Genomic DNA, 18947 nt, shown 5'->3' on the forward strand with positions numbered 1-18947 from the left:
GTTTCATCGTATTGAGAATTTTGTTTCAATGCTTTGAGAGTTTTTTCTCAACGTATTGAGAAACTTTTCTCAACGCATTGAGAAGGTTGTTTCATATACTTTGAGAAAAAGATCAGTGTATTATAGTTATACTACTGATAACGGTTGGTTACTGGGCTATTTTATCTCTAAATCAAGTTTACAAAATTTGTAAGCCCATCATTGAAATACTGTTTATCAATGATGGGCTTTATTTCGTTTTTATTCTATTTTATCGTATAATCTTCCTAACAGTTCTTACTCCGTCAGCAACTACAGAGAGCAGGTAAACGCCTTTTTTCAGTTCTTCCAGACCTTCAAGTTTAATTTCTCCGTTTCCTTGAAACTTATTTGTTGTGTGATACACACACAAACCATCCTGAGAATAAACACGAATGTTGCAGGATGTATTATTCATGTCTGTATAACGGATAACAATGCCCTCGGAAATAAGAGTGAAAGGTATTTCAATATTACTTTGCTCTTCCGTTATAGAGGGTTGTGATATGCCGGTAGGGTTGGATTGTTGGTTTTTTACATAGTCACGCAAATAATATCCCAAATGAGGAGGCTGATTATATGCCACATTCTGCCAGCAGATAGACATTCTGTAAATATGATCGTGCATCAGGCACGGAACCCGATACGGAGAGGTAAACGGAGTAGAGAAGATCATCAGATTACTCTTGGTGGCTTCATCATAATAGATACACTCTTCTCGCCAGTCTCCGAAAATATCGGCTTGCAGCGAAGGGGTATCTTTAATGAGGTTTACGCCGCAACCATAAGTCGATACGAAGTTGGTCACGGTAGCACAACTGGAGGTTGCATTTACCCATTTAGAGATAACTCCTTTTTCCTGTACTTCCTCAGATAGATTTCCTGTCCAGTATGTGCGGAAATTGACGGGTGGACGTTTCCCTGAAATAGAGTCGCCATCGCAGTTGAAGGTTATATTGTTGTAAGAGCTGCCATCGCTACTTAGATTGAACTTAGCCAGAGACCAATATTCGGCACCACGTGAAAGCGAATCGATATCTGCACAAAGACCACGGCCGATGTCTGCCCCCATTTTACGTCCCGAAAGTATTTCTCCGGTCCGGGCATCACGCATTTCAAAACCATAAGCAGCCGACTTTTCTTCGTGTACCATAAATACTTCCAGACCATCACGATCCGGGATGAAGTCACCTAAATGAAGAGCGTCTCCGTGTCCCAATCCCGTACGGTAGAGTAACGAACCGTCGTGATCGATACAGCAGGCACCATAAACTATCTCATCGCATCCGTCACCATCTACATCTCCTACGGCAAGGCTATGGGCACCTTCACCATAGGCATCTTGCCCTTTGACGGTGGATGCGTGCATCCATTTTTTCTTCAACTCCTTACCATCAAAATCCCAGGCACAGAGATAAGCGGCTGTATAATATCCCCGGCACATCACAAGACTGGGTTTCTTTCCGTCCAGATAGGCAACACATGCCAGATAGCGTTCGCTTCGGTTTCCGTAACTGTCACCCCATGCTGAGTCTGAGATGATATTACGACTTGGTTCATAAGCTACGGTAGAGAGTTCTTTACCGGTGCTTCCTTCAAAAACAGTCAGATACTCCGGTCCCGTTTTTATAACCCCTTTCTTACCACCATAGGTTCCACGATAATCGGCAGTAGGATCGTCATTACCCATAATTACATGGTTTCCTTGTCCATCAATGGTTCCCGGGGCTGTCTTACAAGCTACTTCGGCTTTACCGTCACCGTCCAGATCATAGACCATAAATTGAGTATAGTGAGCACCGGCACGGATATTAACCCCCAGATCTATTCTCCATAATTTGGTTCCATTCAGTTTATAACAATCAAGATAAACATTGCCGGTGTAGTTCTGGCTGCCATTCTGCCCATTGTCGCATTGATTAGTGGGGTCCCATTTCAGGATAATTTCATATTCACCGTCTCCGTCTACATCACCTACACTTGCGTCTCCTGGGGTGTAGGTATAACTACTACCTTGAACTGTGCCTCCTTGAGGGCGGTCGAGAGGAATGTTCAGGTATCCTTTTTCCAAAACTAATGCTGCAGCGGTTTCAACTACTTTGCCGGCACTCAATGTTTCGACTGTATAGTTTGAATTAACTGATCCTTCAGCATCCAGATAATTGGTACGTGATGAGAGGGGCAGAGTATTTAGTTTTGTACCGTCGCGATATATATTAAAAGCAATATCATCGGGATCTGTGGCAAGCCAACGCCAGTTTACCAGCATTCCATCGTTGGTGTAGGTTGCAATGGCTCCCCGGTTCAGATGCTCCGGATCGAGTACTTGCGGCCCACATTCTCTGGCAATCACAATATATTCGGAAACTTCTTCCGACGGAAGCATTCCCTCTTTTACAGCGATTGCTTTAAGTGTGGTGGTTGTATTCAAAGAGAACCCTTCTGTATATACAGAGGCTGAAGGGGATAAGGCGGAGCCGTCTTTACAGTAATAAATGGTAGCTCCATGGGTGGGACAGCTGATTGTTACATTATTATCGGTGTCATAACTGATAACGGGATTTTCCACTTGTGCGGGTACGGTATATTCACTTTTTGTTGCAGCCAGATAAGAAGCTGCATTTGTGATCAGCGTTTTTGCATCAGAAGTTAATGTTTCGATTGCGGAATAAGAGAGGGGAATGAGTATATAGCCATTTTTTCCGTTACTCTGTTTATGCTCATGTATGGCATTGTATCCGTTTGAGGCATTGGTAGCAAGTACTTCATCCGAAGCGATAATCTCTTTAGGAGAGGTATAGCTCTGTACATTATTACTTGTTTTTGCTGTACCGTCAAAGAGAGTGATGGTACCGTCAGAATTGATGCCTTTGAATAGAGAGTGTGTTTTAAATGCATCGGATACTATGATTTGATTCCATCCTGTAGAACCGGCTGTGGGGTTTATTGCACTGGCCCAGTTCCAGGACGTACTTCCATAATAAAACGCTTTTAAATTTAACATTGGAACTTTTCCTACCAGATCTGATAGAGCTATACCAAATTTATTTGTACTGGCAACAGACTCAGAAGCAACTACCAGATCGTACTCTTTTAAGCTCTCTTTATAATAAGTGCCCGGGATGGAGTTGTAGTTGTTTGCATCAATCGTTGTTACTGTGAACGATTTCACCAATGTCAGATAGACCGGATCTTTGGTAATGGAGTAATTTGAATATTGAGAATCGTAAACGTAGGCGGCATTAGGAAGATTCTGAGAATTTGCAATGAAAGCTACGTAATACAAGCGACTGTCGGCTCCACTTGTACAAGCTTCTTCTGCCCAGGAGGTGACGGTGATGGTATACTGTTCGGCAGGGATCAAATCAGAGGTCTCAAGCACACCTGCCTCATTGGCATCGCTTCCTCCTAACAGAGTAATATTTGTTCCTGCATTGCCGGAAACAACGGCACGCACATAGCGGGTTGCGGCACTACCACTTTGAAAGGCTAATTTCAGTCCGGAGATACCAGTGACGGTAAATACAGCTCCTTTATTGTTATTAGCTCCTTTAACGTCCAGCCAGTCCGATTCCATAGTGACGGTGCCGTCAGTAAGTGCATCGGGAAATGTAGCCGAACGGGATGAATAATAAGCGAAAGTTCCTGATCCTTTTCCATCAAGGCACCAACCTTCATTATAAGCGGCGGTTAACCCCTCTGAATTGGCGTAAAGGACAAAAGATTCTGTGAACGATTTTACGGCAGCCTGCAGGGATAAAGCGCTGCACAAAAAAAGTAAAGAGAGGAAAAGTCTCCAATAGTTTTTCATAATTGATTGGTTTTTAAAGTATCACATCATAAAACTTATCACAAAAGTATCTCATGTAGAGGAAATAGACGGGTACATATTTTCCTATAAAGTGGAAAAATTGGGATTTCTTTAGAGAAAAGTGGATAAAATGATTTACTGAATAGAATAGGGGGGATATATAGATCAGATAATGAAAAAGCTCATCTGGCTGATACTTTTTGCCAGATGAGCTTTTACTGCTGTTTTTTTGTGAATAAGATATTACTTGTTACTTATATCTTCGGGACGTACATAAAGTAGAATGAATTCACTTTTGATATCTATTTTATTGTTGGCTTTGTACAGGCTAAGATAATCCGTACGTGTCGGATTCATCAGATAGATACGATACAAGTCTTTGCAAAGCTCTTGCTGTTTCATATTCCAGTCACTGATTTGCTGATAAGGCCATGCTGATACATCTTTACCCAGATAGGCTGCAAGAAAATCAGCTGCCTTGTAGAAGTTACGTCCGTCGGCAGAAGTACTGTTGTCGAGGGAAAGTCCCATTTTCTTTCCCATTACAAAGATGTCAAGCATGTGTTGCAAGTTGTATTCTGAATAACCAAAAGCGAGTGTGCGGCGAAGTTCCTGAGGTTGTTTCCCATCCGGTTCAACTTGCTTATAAACACGTTTTTCGGGGAATTCTTTAACGAATCGTTCTGCAGTGGCCTGATCTCCGGCATACATAGCGAAAGCGATTACTTGTGCATCATAGGCTATACTGTGATTGTTTTTGGCATTATGCTCTTCTTTTCCTTGTTCGCTGGTCAATATCCAGTTTAACAGTTCCCCAAACCAGGCTTTGAGTTGTTTGGAGTCGTTACTGGTGAATGCTTGCGATTGTTCCAGCAATTGCACTGCATCGAGCATTTCTATAAAGGAATAAGTGTCAATCACTCCAAAACTGCGCCCTTTGTTGTTGTGGCGTCCCGGAATCATTTGGGCATATTCCAGATTAGGGTTCATTCGGGTATCTTTATTAAAGAACCATACACGGATCAGTTCCGTTGCTTTTTGTGCATAACGTTCGTCATTGCTGAAATACCATGCTAAGCTGAGTGTTGTTATTCGGCTGGCTGTGCTTCCCAAGCGATTACGATCCAGTTTGTTCAGTTCAGGATTTGACTCTCCGTCGCGGCTGATGTATGGTAAGCCGTCGGGCTTTGTCGGATCGGGCCAGTAATAACGCGCCTGGCTCATGTAGTCGTGTTTGTCTCCACTGGCAGGTGTTTTTTCTTTATCCATGACGGAATAAGGAACTGCATTGAGTAATTTATCAGCTTTTACTTTTAGTTCCTGAAAGATGTCTGAATAGGGTTGCTCCTGTATAGATTGTTTGACGGTTTTGAGATGTTCTGCATCCCAAATAGATTGTGCATACATACTGCCGGTTGTGAACAATAAAACGACAATAAATGAGGTAACTCTTGCTTTCATAGTGTTTTTGTTTTGAATTTACTAAACTTTTCAAAGCCTGGTATCATTCGGATGGAATTTTATTTTTAGTGTACCGGTGCACTTTTAAATTTTATCTCAAAAGCTTGTACCGGTGTATCTTCGTGATAAAAACACGAAATAATGGTTTAGGAAAAGGAAGGAGAAGCTTTTTTTTAGTATACTTTTTCTATGTGTTGATTGAGTATAAATTTGCCTGTCTTCTTCTACTTCTTTTTTATCTCGAAAAGAAATAGAAACAGATTGTTTTAAGATACTTTCTTGTTTAGAAATATCTTAAAAAGGTTATTGCTCTATTTTCTTGTTTGTGGTTGTAGGACTAATAAGCTTTCCGGCCCCATATTGAATAGTAAGTCTATCATACTTAAATTCGGACGAAAACCATTCCGGGTTTCGAATACCTGGTAATAAGGATGGGGAATAAATTCCGGATCCGTCTCCCGGAAATCTTTTTTGGGATGGATGGCTTCTCTGAAATCATACTCATCCGGAGCGAAATCCGTTTTATACTCTGTGGTTCGTTTTAGGTGTAGTTCAATATCTGTCAGTTGACAAATAAGTCGGCAGAGTTCTTCGTTGAAATCGATTAAAAACTCGTATTTCTTCTCATAGAACGGATGAAAGTCATCTTTATAGTATTCAAAAAACGGAGTACTATTGTAGGCCGATTCAATTGCATTCCAATGCATATGGCGCCAGTTTCCATGATCGGAAATACGGATATCCTTCATGGGGCATTTCGGATTTGCCGGCTTTACAGTAGGGATAGAAAGTGCAATATCACCATCCGGACCGGCAATAGTACAACGATTACGGTAGGTTTGCTTCATATAGTGGTCATGCTGCTCGATAAAAACTTTATCATAGGTAACCAATTTGCTATAGTATTCTACGGGAGCCAGATAGGCTGAAGAGAGAAAAACAGTTTTCATTTGTAATTCATCATTAAACATTCATCATTATTCTCATCGTACAGGTTGAAAGAAACGATTCCACCTGTAACCTTCAAACAGATTTGTATTACTCTCTTTGGAGAACCAGATAAGAGAGGCCTTTCCGATAATATGATCTTGTGGTACAAGTCCGAAAAGGCGTGAATCGGATAAATTAACAGAATTATTGGATACCATCCAATAATAATCCTTACTGAAATAACAGTGTTGTGCAGGGTGTCCGTCTACATACAATGTATCATTTTTGATTTCTGCATGTTTACCTTCATGCAATACAAGTGTGTTACGGAGTAGTGTCCTGTTCCAGGGGTATACCCGGACGGCCATCCCTTTCCGGGGGATTATCAGCGGGTTAACTACTTGTTTTTCCCGGTCTGACTCAAGTGGCTGTATCCAGTTTGATCCGTTCATAGCCTGTTCCAGTAGGTAATATTCGTAACGGCTGAAACTTCGTACGTTATTGACGGAATCCTGTCCCATCAGTTCATTGGGAGTTATGGATAAAATGCTCAGGAGCGAATCAAGTTGTTTTTCTCTGGTTTTCGGGTAGGTATATAACCTTTTACGGTCGGGTCCTGCTACGTTTTGGGAGGACACTATCGTAAATAGTGAATCAATCAATAAGGTATCTCCTGGTACACCTGCACAACGGCTTATAAATACCTCCCGCCTGTCTATAACGGGCTGTGTTGTACTCGCAGGATTATTGAATACAACAATATCCTCTTTTTCCACTTCTCGTTCTCTCCATCTGTGATAAGAAAAAAGAGACATCAGTGGCAGGCGAAGTCCATAACTCCATTTGTTTATTAATATACGTTCACCGCGGAAGAGGGAATTTTCCATACCTGCCGAAGGGATAAGGCATGAGGTAAAAACAAAGCTGCGGAGCAATAATACGATGATTATTGCTCCGGCTAATGCTATTATCCATTTTAGATTTCTCTTCATGGCGTTTTAGTTCTTTAGTTTTGAGAACCTACCAACTCATCAACTCACCAACTCATCAACTCACACTCATTTCACCCATTTAAAGATACGGTTCCAGCGGATCTTTCCGTTAAACCATCCCCGGTCTTTATCGAGAGATAACCAAACTACAATTGGCTTACCTACTACATGGTCTTCGGGTACAAACCCCCAATAGCGGGAGTCCTGTGAATTATGGCGGTTATCACCCATCATCCAGTAGTAATCCATCTGGAAGGTATATTTGTCTGTTTTTTGTCCGTTGATGTAGATACCATCGTCTTTCACTTCCAGCTTGTTACCTTCGTACGCAACAATACATCTCTCATAAATAGGAAGATTATCCATTGTCAGTGTGATGGTAGAACCTTTGGCAGGTATCCATATGGGGCCATAATTGTCTACTGTCCAGTCTGTATACAGATTTTGTGGATAGAGATCGTGCGAGGGCCTATCTGTCGAGATTGGTTCTATCGAAGTAACAAGGTCTTTGCGTGCAAGTAACGTATTACGTGCTTTTTGGGTAAGTGGCAAGTAGAAAATAGTGGCTCCCGGTTGGTAGTATTCCGTATCTTCATTACTTAATCCCAACTCGTCATGGAGAAATTCGTCGGGTATCATCTTACCGGTGGCATGTACAGTATAGAGGAATTGAAGGTTTTCCGGTTCTTCCTGTGCTTTACCGTCGATGTATATGATGCGGTCTTTTATCTGAAGAGTATCTCCCGGAAGTCCGACACAACGTTTTACATAGTTTTCACGACGGTCTACCGGTCGATAGATTATTTCACCAAACTTTTCGGGGTGTGCAAGTACGTATTTCCTGCCGGCATCCCGATAAAGGTCGTATACGATTCGTTGTTGCTTGCGATTCAGACTATCCATGTTAATAGGGTTGGAAAAAGTTCCTTTTCCTTCCCGATAAATGATGTTGTCGTAGAAGTCAGTTTGTTGATAGCTGACAGCTACGGTATCTCCTGCCGGGAAGTTGAATACTACAATATCATTCATTTTCACTTTACCAAATCCCGGAACACGTTTATACTTCCATTGCGGCCACTCGATATATGATTTAGTGTTGACAAGAGGCAATGTATGTTGTGCCAATGGCATAGAGAGAGGTGTATTGGGAACACGAGGGCCATAGCTCATTTTACTTACATATAGAAAATCACCTACTAACAGAGATTTCTCTAAAGAAGAAGAAGGTATCTGATAGTTTTGAAATACATATATGTTCACGAAGTATACAGCTACCAATGCAAAGACAATGGCATCCACCCAACTCATGATACTACGTACAGCAGGACTTTTCGATTTTTTCCAGAATGACCAGGGGACTTTCTTCGTGATATAAATGTCGAAGATAAAAGGAACTACGATGAGTCCCCACCAGCTTTTTACCCATACCAGAAAAGCCAGGTAGAGGAGGATAACGATGGCACATTTAATCCATTGTGCGCGCGTTGCTTTTTCCATGATATAATTTATTTATAATTATTCTTTTAAAAACGGAAACAAGTCACTCATGCCCAGATATCCTTGTTTATCCATAGTATATTCGGCAGCTAATATAGCACCTAAGGCAAATCCGCCACGGTTTTTGGCATCGTGTGTAATGGAGATACTATCGGCTGCCGAGTCATAACGAATGGTGTGAATACCAAAAACCTCTCCTTCGCGAATGGAGTGAATAGGTAGTTCGTTGGCTGTGGCGGCTACTTCTTTTACCCAATGGTCTTTGCGGTCCAGATTTTCAAGGATACCTTCGGCCAGCGTGATAGCAGTGCCACTTGGTGCGTCGAGTTTATGTATATGATGTGTTTCGCTCATGGACACATCATATATCGGGAACTGATTCATTATCTTTGCCAGGTATTTGTTGACAGCAGAGAAAATAACGACTCCCAGACTGAAATTAGAAGACCAGAAAAGTGTTTTCCCTTCTTTCTCGCAAAGGTTCTTTATTTCGTCACCATGTTCTGCCATCCATCCTGTACTACCCGAAACGAGCTTTACGCCGGCGTTGAATGTCTTAATATAGTTGTTGTATGCCACTGTCGGATTGGTGAATTCAATAGCCACGTCCGCAGAGCGGAATGCTTCAGATTCAAAATCATCCTGATTGTCGACGTCGATAATGCAGACTATCTGATGTCCGCGGCTAAGGGCAACTTTTTCCAGTTCTTTGCCCATCTTTCCATAACCGATTAATGCTATTTTCATTGTTTTACTGACTTATATTCAAAATAATAGTCGCAAAGATAAGATTTTTATTACATTTGTCGAACACATTAACGTCTTGTTAACATGGAACAACTCTTGCACTATGTCTGGAAACACAAAATATTCCCTCTGACTCCATTACAAACAACTTCAGGATTGCCGGTAGAAGTCATTGATGCCGGTTTACAAAACAAGCATGCCGGTCCCGACTTTTTTAACGCCAAACTAAAGATAGGTGACACTCTCTGGGTGGGTAATGTAGAAATACATACGATTTCTTCCGATTGGTATCGCCATGGACACGATCATGACAAGGTTTATGATTCGGTTATCTTACATGTTGTTGAACAAGCCGATTGTGAGGTTTTTTGTTCTAATGGCGGGCAGGTTCCCCAGTTGTTACTTGTGTGTCCGGAACATGTAAAGCAACATTATGAAGAACTTCATGCAAGTGATATTTATCCTCCCTGTTATTCTATTTTGTCCGCTTTACCTAAACTGACGATCCACTCCTGGCTTAGTGCATTACAGACAGAACGTTTTCAACAAAAGGCTGATGTGATTGCCAAACGGTTGCATTCTTGTAATAATAATTGGGAGGATGCTTTTTTCATTACCCTGGCCCGCAATTTCGGTTTTGGTCTGAATGGAGATGCTTTTGAGACATGGGCCAACCTGATCCCTTTTCGTGCGGTAGACAAGCATCGGGATGATTTGGTACAAATAGAAGCTTTTTTCTTTGGACAGGCAGGATTGCTGGAAGAGGATGCTACAGATGATTATCAGGCCCGATTACAGAATGAGTTCCGTTATTTACAACATAAATTTGAACTGTCTGCTGTAATGGATATTACTTTATGGCGTTTTCTACGGATTCGTCCGGGTAATTTCCCGCATGTTCGTCTGGCGCAGTTAGCAGCTCTTTACCAAGAGGAACGTTCGTTGTTTTCGCGTGTGATGGAGGCTAAGACATTAAAAGAGATCAGGCAGATATTGATAGCAAAGACTTCTCCTTATTGGGAAAGTCATTTTATATTTGGTAAATCTTCTCCCCAAAAAGAAAAGGGAATTGGTGTAAATGCACAAAATCTGTTAGTTATCAATACTGTTGTCCCTTTTCTTTATGCCTACGGGTTACATAAAGCGGATGAACGTTTGTGTGATCGTGCTACTGATTTTCTGGAAGAGTTGAAGGCGGAAAATAATTATGTGACTCGTCTGTGGAGTGGGGCAGGATTGTCTGTACACACAGCTGCCGATAGTCAGGCTTTACTGCAACTTCAAAAAGAGTATTGCGATAAAAAGAAATGTCTTTATTGCCGTTTGGGTTATGAGTATTTACGAAAGAAATAAATGATAAAACTAACCAATTATCAGGCAACTAAAATATTTTTCCTCTTTTACTCAACGCATTCAAACTTCTTTTATCTTTGTCGAAAAACGAAGATAAGCTGCACCTTGGCATAAAAAATGAATAAGTTCATTTTATTCTGCTCTCGGTTTGCATTATCTTTGCAGCCAATTTAAATGCAGTTAATTATGAAAACAAAAAGAGTTGTGTCTTACCTGTTGGTAGCTGTTCTGTTAGCAGGTGTTTGCTGTGTGTCCTGTGGCAATATGTCAAAAAGAAAAGCAGAGGCTCTTGCTGCCAATGTAGATGGGGAGGATTTTCCTGCTTTTTTAGAAAAGTTCACTTCCAGTGCAGCTTATCAGTATGCACGTATTAAGTTTCCGCTGAAAACTCCTATTACTTTGATGACTGATGATGGAAACAGTGAGAAAACTTTTCCTTTCACCAAAGAGAAATGGCCATTGTTGGATAGTGAGGTATTGAAAGAAGAACGCATTACCCAGGAAGAAGGCGGTGTGTATGTTTCAAAATATACGCTTAATGAACCTGCCCACAAAGTTTTTGAAGCCGGGTATGAGGAATCTGAAATAGATCTTCGTGTAGAATTTGAATTGATTGAAGGAAAATGGTATGTGACCGATTGCTATACCGGCTGGTATGGATTTGACCTTCCGATTGGTGATCTTAAAGAAACAATACTTCAGGTTCAGGAAGATAATAAAGCATTTAAAGAACTGCACCCTTGATGGAAAAACTTGAACAGAGGGTGATTGACTCGAAAATAAGATGTCAAAAACGGATAAATAATACTTTGTGTTACTCTGTGGTGAAATAGATTCGTCCCTCTACAAGAAGTCCTTCTATCCACGGACTCGTGAATAATTATTGTATTATTCTGTACGATTTAAGCCCCTCTTTTTCCGAAAAGAGGGGTTTCTTTGTATTCGGTAGTAATCTTCAAAACTAATACATAAATAAATGAAACGAATTCTTATCCGTAGCACTGCTTTATTTACTTTTCTTTGGTTGGTAACAGCCTGTCTACCTTCCGGAAAAAATAATGCCTCTTTAGCTGAAAATTGGATTGCAGAGGATGAATCTGCTGCTATGCAATTATCATCGGTTTCGGATACTTTGGACATTGTTGTACCTGCAGGTCTCACTTTATGGTATAATGAGCCATTGACTGGTGAGTATGAAATAAGTTATCACATAGCTATGTTAATGGAAGGTGGAAAGCAGGATCGGCTGAGTGACCTGAACTGTTTCTGGGCTGCTAATGATCCGCAGTATCCTGATAATATTTTTGCTCGCAGTGAATGGAGAAACGGAGTTTTCAAAAATTATAATACATTGAATCTATTCTATGTGGGCTATGGTGGCAATGAAAATACAACCACCCGTTTCCGTCGCTACTATGCTGAATTTTATGGGGTCGATGATGCCCGTGTAAAACCCTTAATTGCCGAGTATACTGATCCTGCCCACCTTCTGGTAGCAGGAAAGTGGTATCATATTGTGATTCGTGTAGAGAAAAAACAAACAACTTATACTGTGAACGGTGAGGAACTCTTTCGCGCTCCTTTAAAACCAGGAGAGGGAGATGGATATTTTGGTTTACGTTTACTCCAGAATCATGTCCTGATGACCGGATTTCAAATCAAACAAATGTGATAACCACACAATTAATACTCTAAATGATGAAACAATCTTTTATGAAATTGGGAGCTATAGTTTTTCTCTCTTTTTTTAGTTCTGTTACTTTATTGGCACAATTGGTGAAGAATGATCGTATGTTTTCTTTTGAGGAGTCGCAAGTTCCTGCTTGTATCAGTAGCGAATCTTCAAAACTATCCATTTCACCGGAACATTATAAAGATGGTACGCATTCATTACTATGGACTTTTCAACCGAATGCAATACTTTCTTTGAAAAAAGATCTGAAGTTTGAGAAAAAAGATCCTACCGGGAAAGATCTCTATCTTTCAGCTTTTATTGTATGGATATATAACGAGCAGCCACAAGATAAAAAAATAAAATTTGAATTCCTGAAAGATGGAAAGGTTTGTACGTCATTTCCTTTTGGGATTAACTTCAAAGGTTGGCGTGCTGCCTGGGTATGTTATGAACGCGATATGCAGGGTACCCCGGAAGAAGGTATGAATGAACTTCGTATGGTTGCGCCGGATGTAGAAGGCCAGCTTTTTATCGATCATCTTATTACAGCAATCAAAGTAGACGCCCGCCAGCAGACAGCAGATTTACAGGTGTCTTTTGTTAATGCGGAAACTACTAATCATTGGCTTGTTGTCTATAAGCATTCGTTGTTCAAACCAGATATTGAGCTTACTCCGGTTAGTGAAAAACAAAGACGGGATATGCAATTGATAGAGAAACGTTTCCGTGATATGGTATATACATCTTCCATGTTATCGCAGAAAGAGATTGATATGATTCGTAAAAAATATGATTTTTATGATATCTCTTATAAAGATGGAAAAGTGACGGGTGTACCCATCTTTATGGTACGTGCTTCTGAAGCTTATGAGCGTATGTTTCCTGATTGGGACAAAGATATGCTTACCAAGCAAGGTGTGGAAATGAGAGCTTATTTTGATCTGATGAAACGGATTGCTGTAGCCTATAACAATGCTTCGGATGATTCTGTCAGAGCAGAGATGAAAGATAAGTTTCTTGCCATGTATGATCATATTACCGATCAGGGAGTAGCATTTGGCAGTTGCTGGGGGAATATACATCATTATGGTTATAGTGTACGTGGTTTATATCTGGCCTATTTCCTGATGAAAGACGTGCTTCGTGAGGCAGGGAAATTAAATGAGGCCGAACGCACACTACGTTGGTATGCCATAACCAATGAAGTCTATCCGAAACCAGAGGTTGATGGTATTGATATGGACTCTTTCAACACGCAAACAACAGGACGTATTGCAAGTATTTTGATGATGGAAGATACACCGGAAAAACTTCAGTATCTGAAATCTTTTTCAAGATGGATTGATTATGGCTGCCGTCCGGCTTTGGGCCTAGCCGGAGCTTTCAAGAAGGATGGGGGAGCTTTTCATCACCGGAATAATTATCCGGCTTATGCTGTTGGGGGGCTGGAAGGAGCTTCAAATATGATCTATCTATTCAATCATACTGATTTTGCTATATCTGAGCTGGCTCACCAGACAGTGAAGAAAGTATTGCTTACGATGCGTTTTTACTGTAATAAACTCAATTTCCCATTATCTATGTCCGGACGTCATCCGGATGGAAAGGGAAAACTTATTCCGATGCAATATGCAGTGATGGCTCTTGCGGGTACGCCCGATGGAAAGGCTGATTTTGATGTTGATATGGCAGCAGCCTATCTTCGTTTGGTAGCCGGTACATCTTCTACAGGCGAAGATCCGGAATATATGCCTCAATTTAGTAATGAGGAAGAGAGGCATATGGCAAAACTCTTGTACGATAAAGGGTTCCGACCGGAACCGGATCCGCAGGGAAACCTCGCTTTGGGATATGGCTGTGTATCTGTCCAGCGTCGTAGTAACTGGGCTGCAGTTGTCCGTGGGCATTCACGTTATCTTTGGGCGGCCGAACACTATCTTGGAGCTAATCTTTACGGACGCTATCTGGCTCATGGAAGTATGCAGATACTGACTGCTGCTCCGGAGGTGGTTGTGACTCCAGCTACGAGCGGTTGGCAGGAAGCCGGATTCGATTGGAACCGGATCCCCGGTGTGACTTCTATTCATCTGCCATTTGATGATTTGCAGGCTAAGGTTTACAATGTTGATACTTTTTCTGGAATGGAAGAGATGCTTTATTCGGATGAAGCATTTGCCGGTGGCTTGTCTCAACAACATCAGAATGGAAATTTTGGAATGAAACTGCATGAACACGATAAATACAATGGTTCACACCGTGCCCGTAAGTCTTTTCATTTCTTTGACGGAGTGATTGTATGTCTTGGATCAGACATTGAGAATACGAATAGTGAATATCCTACGGAAACTACCATTTTTCAAATTGCTGTGACAGATTCCGCAGGACATGCCTATTGGAAGACATATCAAGGTGATGGTAAAGTCTGGATAGATCATATTGGTACGGGATATTATGTACCTGTTGCTACTAAATTTGAGAAGAAATTTCCTCAGTATTCACGTGCACAAAAAGTAAATAAAGAGACAAAAGGAGATTGGGTATCTTTGATTATAGATCATGGAAAGTCGCCCAAAGGGGCTTCTTATGAATATGCTGTTCTTCCCCAGATCACTGCACCCGTTATGAAGCAGTTTGCAAAGAAACCTTCGTATAAAGTATTACAAAAGGATCGTAATGCACATATTGTACGTGATCTGAAAAGTAATACCACTTCGTATGTGCTCTTTGAAACTCCTTCTGTCGATCTGCCTAAAGGCTTGTTGATGAAAGCAGATACTTCCTGTTTAGTAATGATACATGAAGAAAAAGGAAAAGCTCTGCTTACGGTAGCTCAGCCCGATCTTGCTTTTTATCGTGGTCCGAGTGACGAAGCTTTTGATGAAAATGGTAAACGTGTAGAGCGCAGTATCTATTCCCGTCCATGGATTGATAATGATAGTGGAGAGATTCCAGTGACGGTTACATTAAAAGGATGTTGGAATGTGAAAGAAACGCCTGCCTGCCAGGTTGTATCTTCAGATAAGAATTCTACGGTGATTCGTTTCATCTGTAAAGACGGTATGAGTCAAGATACCGAACTGATTCCTTTTAAAAACTGATGTTTAATGAGGTTGTGCCAATCGTAAAACCTACTATCGTTAAAACGCAGATTTACGCAAATTTACGCAAAGATTCAATTAAATCTGCGTTAATTTGCGTAAATCTGCGTTTCTACGGTTATCTATTGATAGTCGTCTCAGGCTTTTGACACAGTCTCATGTTCTGGTAGAAAAGATATAGTCTTATTTCTTAGCCAGGAACTTTCTGGTTAACCATTTTCTTACAGGTTCATCATATAGCTTCAGGCAAAGATAAGCCAGCACAATACTCAATGCGTAAACACACAAAGCAACTTGCCAGGTTTCACCCAAAGTATAGAGCTGATTTTTAATCAACCACGCATAGAACAAGTACATAATAGGATAATGTACCACATAGACAGGATAAGATATATCTCCCAAAAACTTGCATATCACGGTTGACTTCTTATCTGTTGTGGTTCCCGATGCTCCCAGCCAGACAAGGATAGGGAAAGCTACAATAACACAAAATACTTCATAAGCACCATTTATGCAAAACGGTTTCGCACCTTCCAGATAAGGCACTGCGAACAAAGTAATCATAATAATTGTGCATATCCAGAAGGCACCTTTCAGCTTTACAGGCTTGAAGTTACGTGACAAAAGCATACCCATAGAGAAAGGGAAAAGCATTCTCAATGTCCCGCCGGCGAAGTTTACACCGTCCAATGTCCAGCCCACTCCTATATTTCCATAACCAGATATATCAAGAACCGCGAATAATGCCAATGCAACTCCCAACACTGCTACAAGTACAGCTAATGCCTTATTAGACAAGCGGCGAATAAACAAGGCATAAAGAATATTTCCTATATACTCAAAAAACAGCGACCAGCAAGGTCCGTTCAAAGGAAACATTTCACCGTTGCCACGAACTTCATAGCCCACTCCCGGCATCGCAGGAATAAAGAATATCGTACAGAGAAGAGACAACATCACCATTGATATGGCAATATGTGTTCCATCCCATTGCACGCACCCTTGAAGATAGAATGTAACAGCGCCTAAAACGGCACCCATGATTACCATAGGATGAAGACGTATCAAACGACGTTTAAAGAAATTTTTCATAGTAAGACCCTTCCCCCAGCGGTCATCATAAGCATAACCGATAACAAACCCCGAAAGGATAAAGAAAAAGTCTACAGCTAAGTATCCGTGATTGAGAGTGTCAATAGTACCATTACTGGCAAAAGCGTAGCCTTCGAATATATGATACCATATAACTACAAGAGCCGCAACGCCTCTCAGCCCGTCAAGGAGTTCGTAGTGAGGTTTAGAGTCTGCAAATGCAGAAGCAGAGATGTTTTTCATGTTAAATCTATAATTCAAATTATTATTAGTAGTAGTGTCATTGACGACGCGCCAAAGTTACGGAACTTATACATCTAAAAAATTGTCCTGCGACAAAATCTTGCCGGATATGAAAACTATTTATGTGCTCTAAGACGACTGAGTGTTGGAAGTGTTACTCCCAGATAAGATGCAATATATCCCAGTTTCACCCGCTGACATACTTGAGGAAACTGTTGCTTAAACTCTTCGTACCTCTCTTTTGCAGAGAGTGTCAATCGATCTTTGTGTGAACGGTGCAAACGTCTGTATTCGTTTTGATGAATGATTCTTCCCCAATTGGCCAGTTCGATATTGTTTTGAAATAGCCGGAGCAAGTCGGTGAGTGATATCTTATACGCAACAACTTCTTCAAGCGTTTCCACAAATTCCTCGCTTATCTTATTATAATACAGCTCATCCATACTGAAAACAATACTTCCTTCGTATGCAAAGGAAGTTGTTATTTCTTCTCCGTTTACCAGCCAGAAAGAGCGAGTCATTCCTTTTTCAATGAAATAAGCCGATTTACAAAATTTATTTGCCTCTATCAATTTATACTTCTTGGGGAAATGACAGATTGTTACATTTTCCTTTAAAGTTTGTAGGGTATCATCAGAGAGTGGATACAAAGAATTTATCTTGTTTATTACATTTGTCATAAAGGTGATGCTTGATTCTTTTTCATTAGCTACAAAGATAATGCAAACCGAGAATAGAATAAAATGAGCTTGTTCATTTTTTATGCCAAGGTACAGCTTATCTTCGCTTTTTGGCAAAAATAGGAAAAACAATTCTGTCCACCAATATAATCATATTGTTTATATCGGAATCCTCTTTTAGAATGCTAAAAAACTGAGTAACAATTGTATGATTCTTTATTAAAAATCAGCATATTACTTTATTAGTCGGTTAAAGTCCTATTCTTTCTGGTTTAGAGTAGCCCTATTGCTGCATTATATTTTGCCAGGCTTGTGCTTTTGTGTATTGCTTTCCATGCTTTACGACCGATTTGTGGTTCAAGATACTCCCAAAAAGTTTTCATTTTGTTGAGTAATTGATCTTCGCCGCCTTCAAGTCGTTCTTCATAACGGGTAAATACAATCTTGTGCATTTTGTACAGTCTCTCTTTCATATCCTCGGTGGAAAGGGACTTTTTCTCTTTATATTCGATGGCCAAAGCAGGATTCATCAGTAACCCTCTTCCAATCATGATTCCGGATAGAGTGGGGAAACTGTCGTGAATACGTTTTATATCCTCAATATTACTAATATCTCCATTATAAATCAAAGGGTGGCGACAGACTTCTGCAAAGGCGGCAAATCCTTTCGGATCGGTATCTCCTTTATATTGCTGTTTTCCCAATCGCGGATGCATAGTGATATGTTTCAATGGATATACATTCAATATAGGGGCTAACTTCAGACACTCTTCAGCATTTTCCCATCCCAGACGCATTTTCACAGAGAAATTTATTTCCGGATGTCTTTGGGTGATTTCTAATAGTTTCTCTACTTCTTTGGGAAAAGGAAGGATGCCGGAGCCGTTGTGACGTTTGGCTAACATAGGAAACGGACACCCCATATTTATATCTACTTCCTTATATCCCCTTTCGATGAAAAGGGATAAAATGGTCTCAATTTTTTCTTCCTCATGTCCGATAAGTTGGGGTATCAGATGGGGAACTTCGTTATTTCCTGGTTCTATATCCCGAACATCTTTATTCCGGAACGCTCCTTTGTCGAGTCGGATAAAGGGGGTATAATAAGTATCTATTCCACCAAAGATTGCGGAATGCGCATTACGATAGATCGCGTCGGTATATCCTTGTAACGGGGCAAAATGAATTGGAAGTGTTTCTGGCATACAATATTTTTTAGGAAGCAAAAGTAAGGGTAATATTTCTCATTGTCAACTATAAAATGAAAAAGCCTCATTCTTTGTTTTGGGGGAAGAATGAGGCTTAGAGATATATAGGAGGAGAAAATAGCTGACTTTTATTTGTGTCTAT

The 18947-nt window shown here is 40.7% G+C and carries 13 protein-coding genes; 4 read left to right on the forward strand and 9 right to left on the reverse strand.

Annotated elements, in window-relative coordinates:
• Positions 1-250: 250 nt before the first annotated feature.
• The 6 genes from HCG69_RS00965 to dapB form a co-directional block, all read right to left on the reverse strand.
• On the reverse strand, positions 251-3829 hold the full coding sequence (locus tag HCG69_RS00965) for a chitobiase/beta-hexosaminidase C-terminal domain-containing protein (RefSeq protein ID WP_221648464.1): 3579 nt from the start codon (positions 3827-3829) through the stop codon (positions 251-253).
• A 243-nt stretch (positions 3830-4072) separates the two neighbouring features.
• On the reverse strand, positions 4073-5290 hold the full coding sequence (locus tag HCG69_RS00970) for an alginate lyase family protein (protein ID WP_221648465.1): 1218 nt from the start codon (positions 5288-5290) through the stop codon (positions 4073-4075).
• 311 nt (positions 5291-5601) lie between these two features.
• Positions 5602-6240 (reverse strand): WbqC family protein, encoded by a 639-nt coding sequence (locus tag HCG69_RS00975; protein ID WP_221648466.1) that lies wholly within the window; start codon positions 6238-6240, stop codon positions 5602-5604.
• Positions 6241-6273: 33 nt separating this feature from the next.
• A complete protein-coding gene (gene lepB, locus HCG69_RS00980; RefSeq protein WP_221648467.1) occupies positions 6274-7212 on the reverse strand; it encodes a signal peptidase I in 939 nt (312 codons plus the stop codon).
• Positions 7213-7278: 66 nt separating this feature from the next.
• Positions 7279-8709, reverse strand: coding sequence for a signal peptidase I (gene lepB / locus HCG69_RS00985; protein WP_221648468.1), 1431 nt, complete (start codon positions 8707-8709; stop codon positions 7279-7281).
• Positions 8710-8727: 18 nt separating this feature from the next.
• Positions 8728-9456: a 4-hydroxy-tetrahydrodipicolinate reductase gene (gene dapB, locus HCG69_RS00990; RefSeq protein WP_221648469.1), complete on the reverse strand. Its 729-nt coding sequence runs from the start codon at positions 9454-9456 to the stop codon at positions 8728-8730.
• Between the two features lie 84 nt (positions 9457-9540).
• Here dapB and HCG69_RS00995 point away from each other — a divergent pair, with 84 nt between their 5' ends.
• The 4 genes from HCG69_RS00995 to HCG69_RS01010 all read left to right on the forward strand — a co-directional run bounded on the left by HCG69_RS00995 (position 9541) and on the right by HCG69_RS01010 (position 15582).
• Complete coding sequence (locus tag HCG69_RS00995; RefSeq protein WP_221648470.1) at positions 9541-10809, forward strand: DUF2851 family protein; 1269 nt, start codon at positions 9541-9543, stop codon at positions 10807-10809.
• 186 nt (positions 10810-10995) lie between these two features.
• A complete protein-coding gene (locus HCG69_RS01000) occupies positions 10996-11553 on the forward strand; it encodes a DUF4348 domain-containing protein (RefSeq protein ID WP_221648471.1) in 558 nt (185 codons plus the stop codon).
• Positions 11554-11785: 232 nt separating this feature from the next.
• Complete coding sequence (locus HCG69_RS01005) at positions 11786-12481, forward strand: DUF6250 domain-containing protein (RefSeq protein WP_221648472.1); 696 nt, start codon at positions 11786-11788, stop codon at positions 12479-12481.
• 23 nt (positions 12482-12504) lie between these two features.
• Positions 12505-15582 carry a chondroitinase family polysaccharide lyase gene (locus HCG69_RS01010; protein WP_221648473.1) on the forward strand — a complete coding sequence of 1026 codons (3078 nt, stop codon included), beginning with the start codon at positions 12505-12507 and terminating at the stop codon, positions 15580-15582.
• Between the two features lie 183 nt (positions 15583-15765).
• Here the strand turns inward: HCG69_RS01010 and HCG69_RS01015 are convergent, their stop codons facing one another.
• From HCG69_RS01015 to HCG69_RS01025, 3 genes are all read right to left on the reverse strand, one after another.
• Positions 15766-16917 carry an acyltransferase gene (locus HCG69_RS01015; protein WP_221648474.1) on the reverse strand — a complete coding sequence of 384 codons (1152 nt, stop codon included), beginning with the start codon at positions 16915-16917 and terminating at the stop codon, positions 15766-15768.
• Between the two features lie 116 nt (positions 16918-17033).
• Positions 17034-17597: a Crp/Fnr family transcriptional regulator gene (locus HCG69_RS01020; RefSeq protein ID WP_221648475.1), complete on the reverse strand. Its 564-nt coding sequence runs from the start codon at positions 17595-17597 to the stop codon at positions 17034-17036.
• Between the two features lie 272 nt (positions 17598-17869).
• On the reverse strand, positions 17870-18802 hold the full coding sequence (locus HCG69_RS01025) for a tRNA-dihydrouridine synthase family protein (RefSeq protein WP_221648476.1): 933 nt from the start codon (positions 18800-18802) through the stop codon (positions 17870-17872).
• Positions 18803-18947: the final 145 nt, after the last annotated feature.

Source organism: Bacteroides sp. K03 (assembly GCF_019734355.1).
Taxonomy (GTDB): Bacteria; Bacteroidota; Bacteroidia; order Bacteroidales; family Bacteroidaceae; genus Bacteroides; species Bacteroides nordii.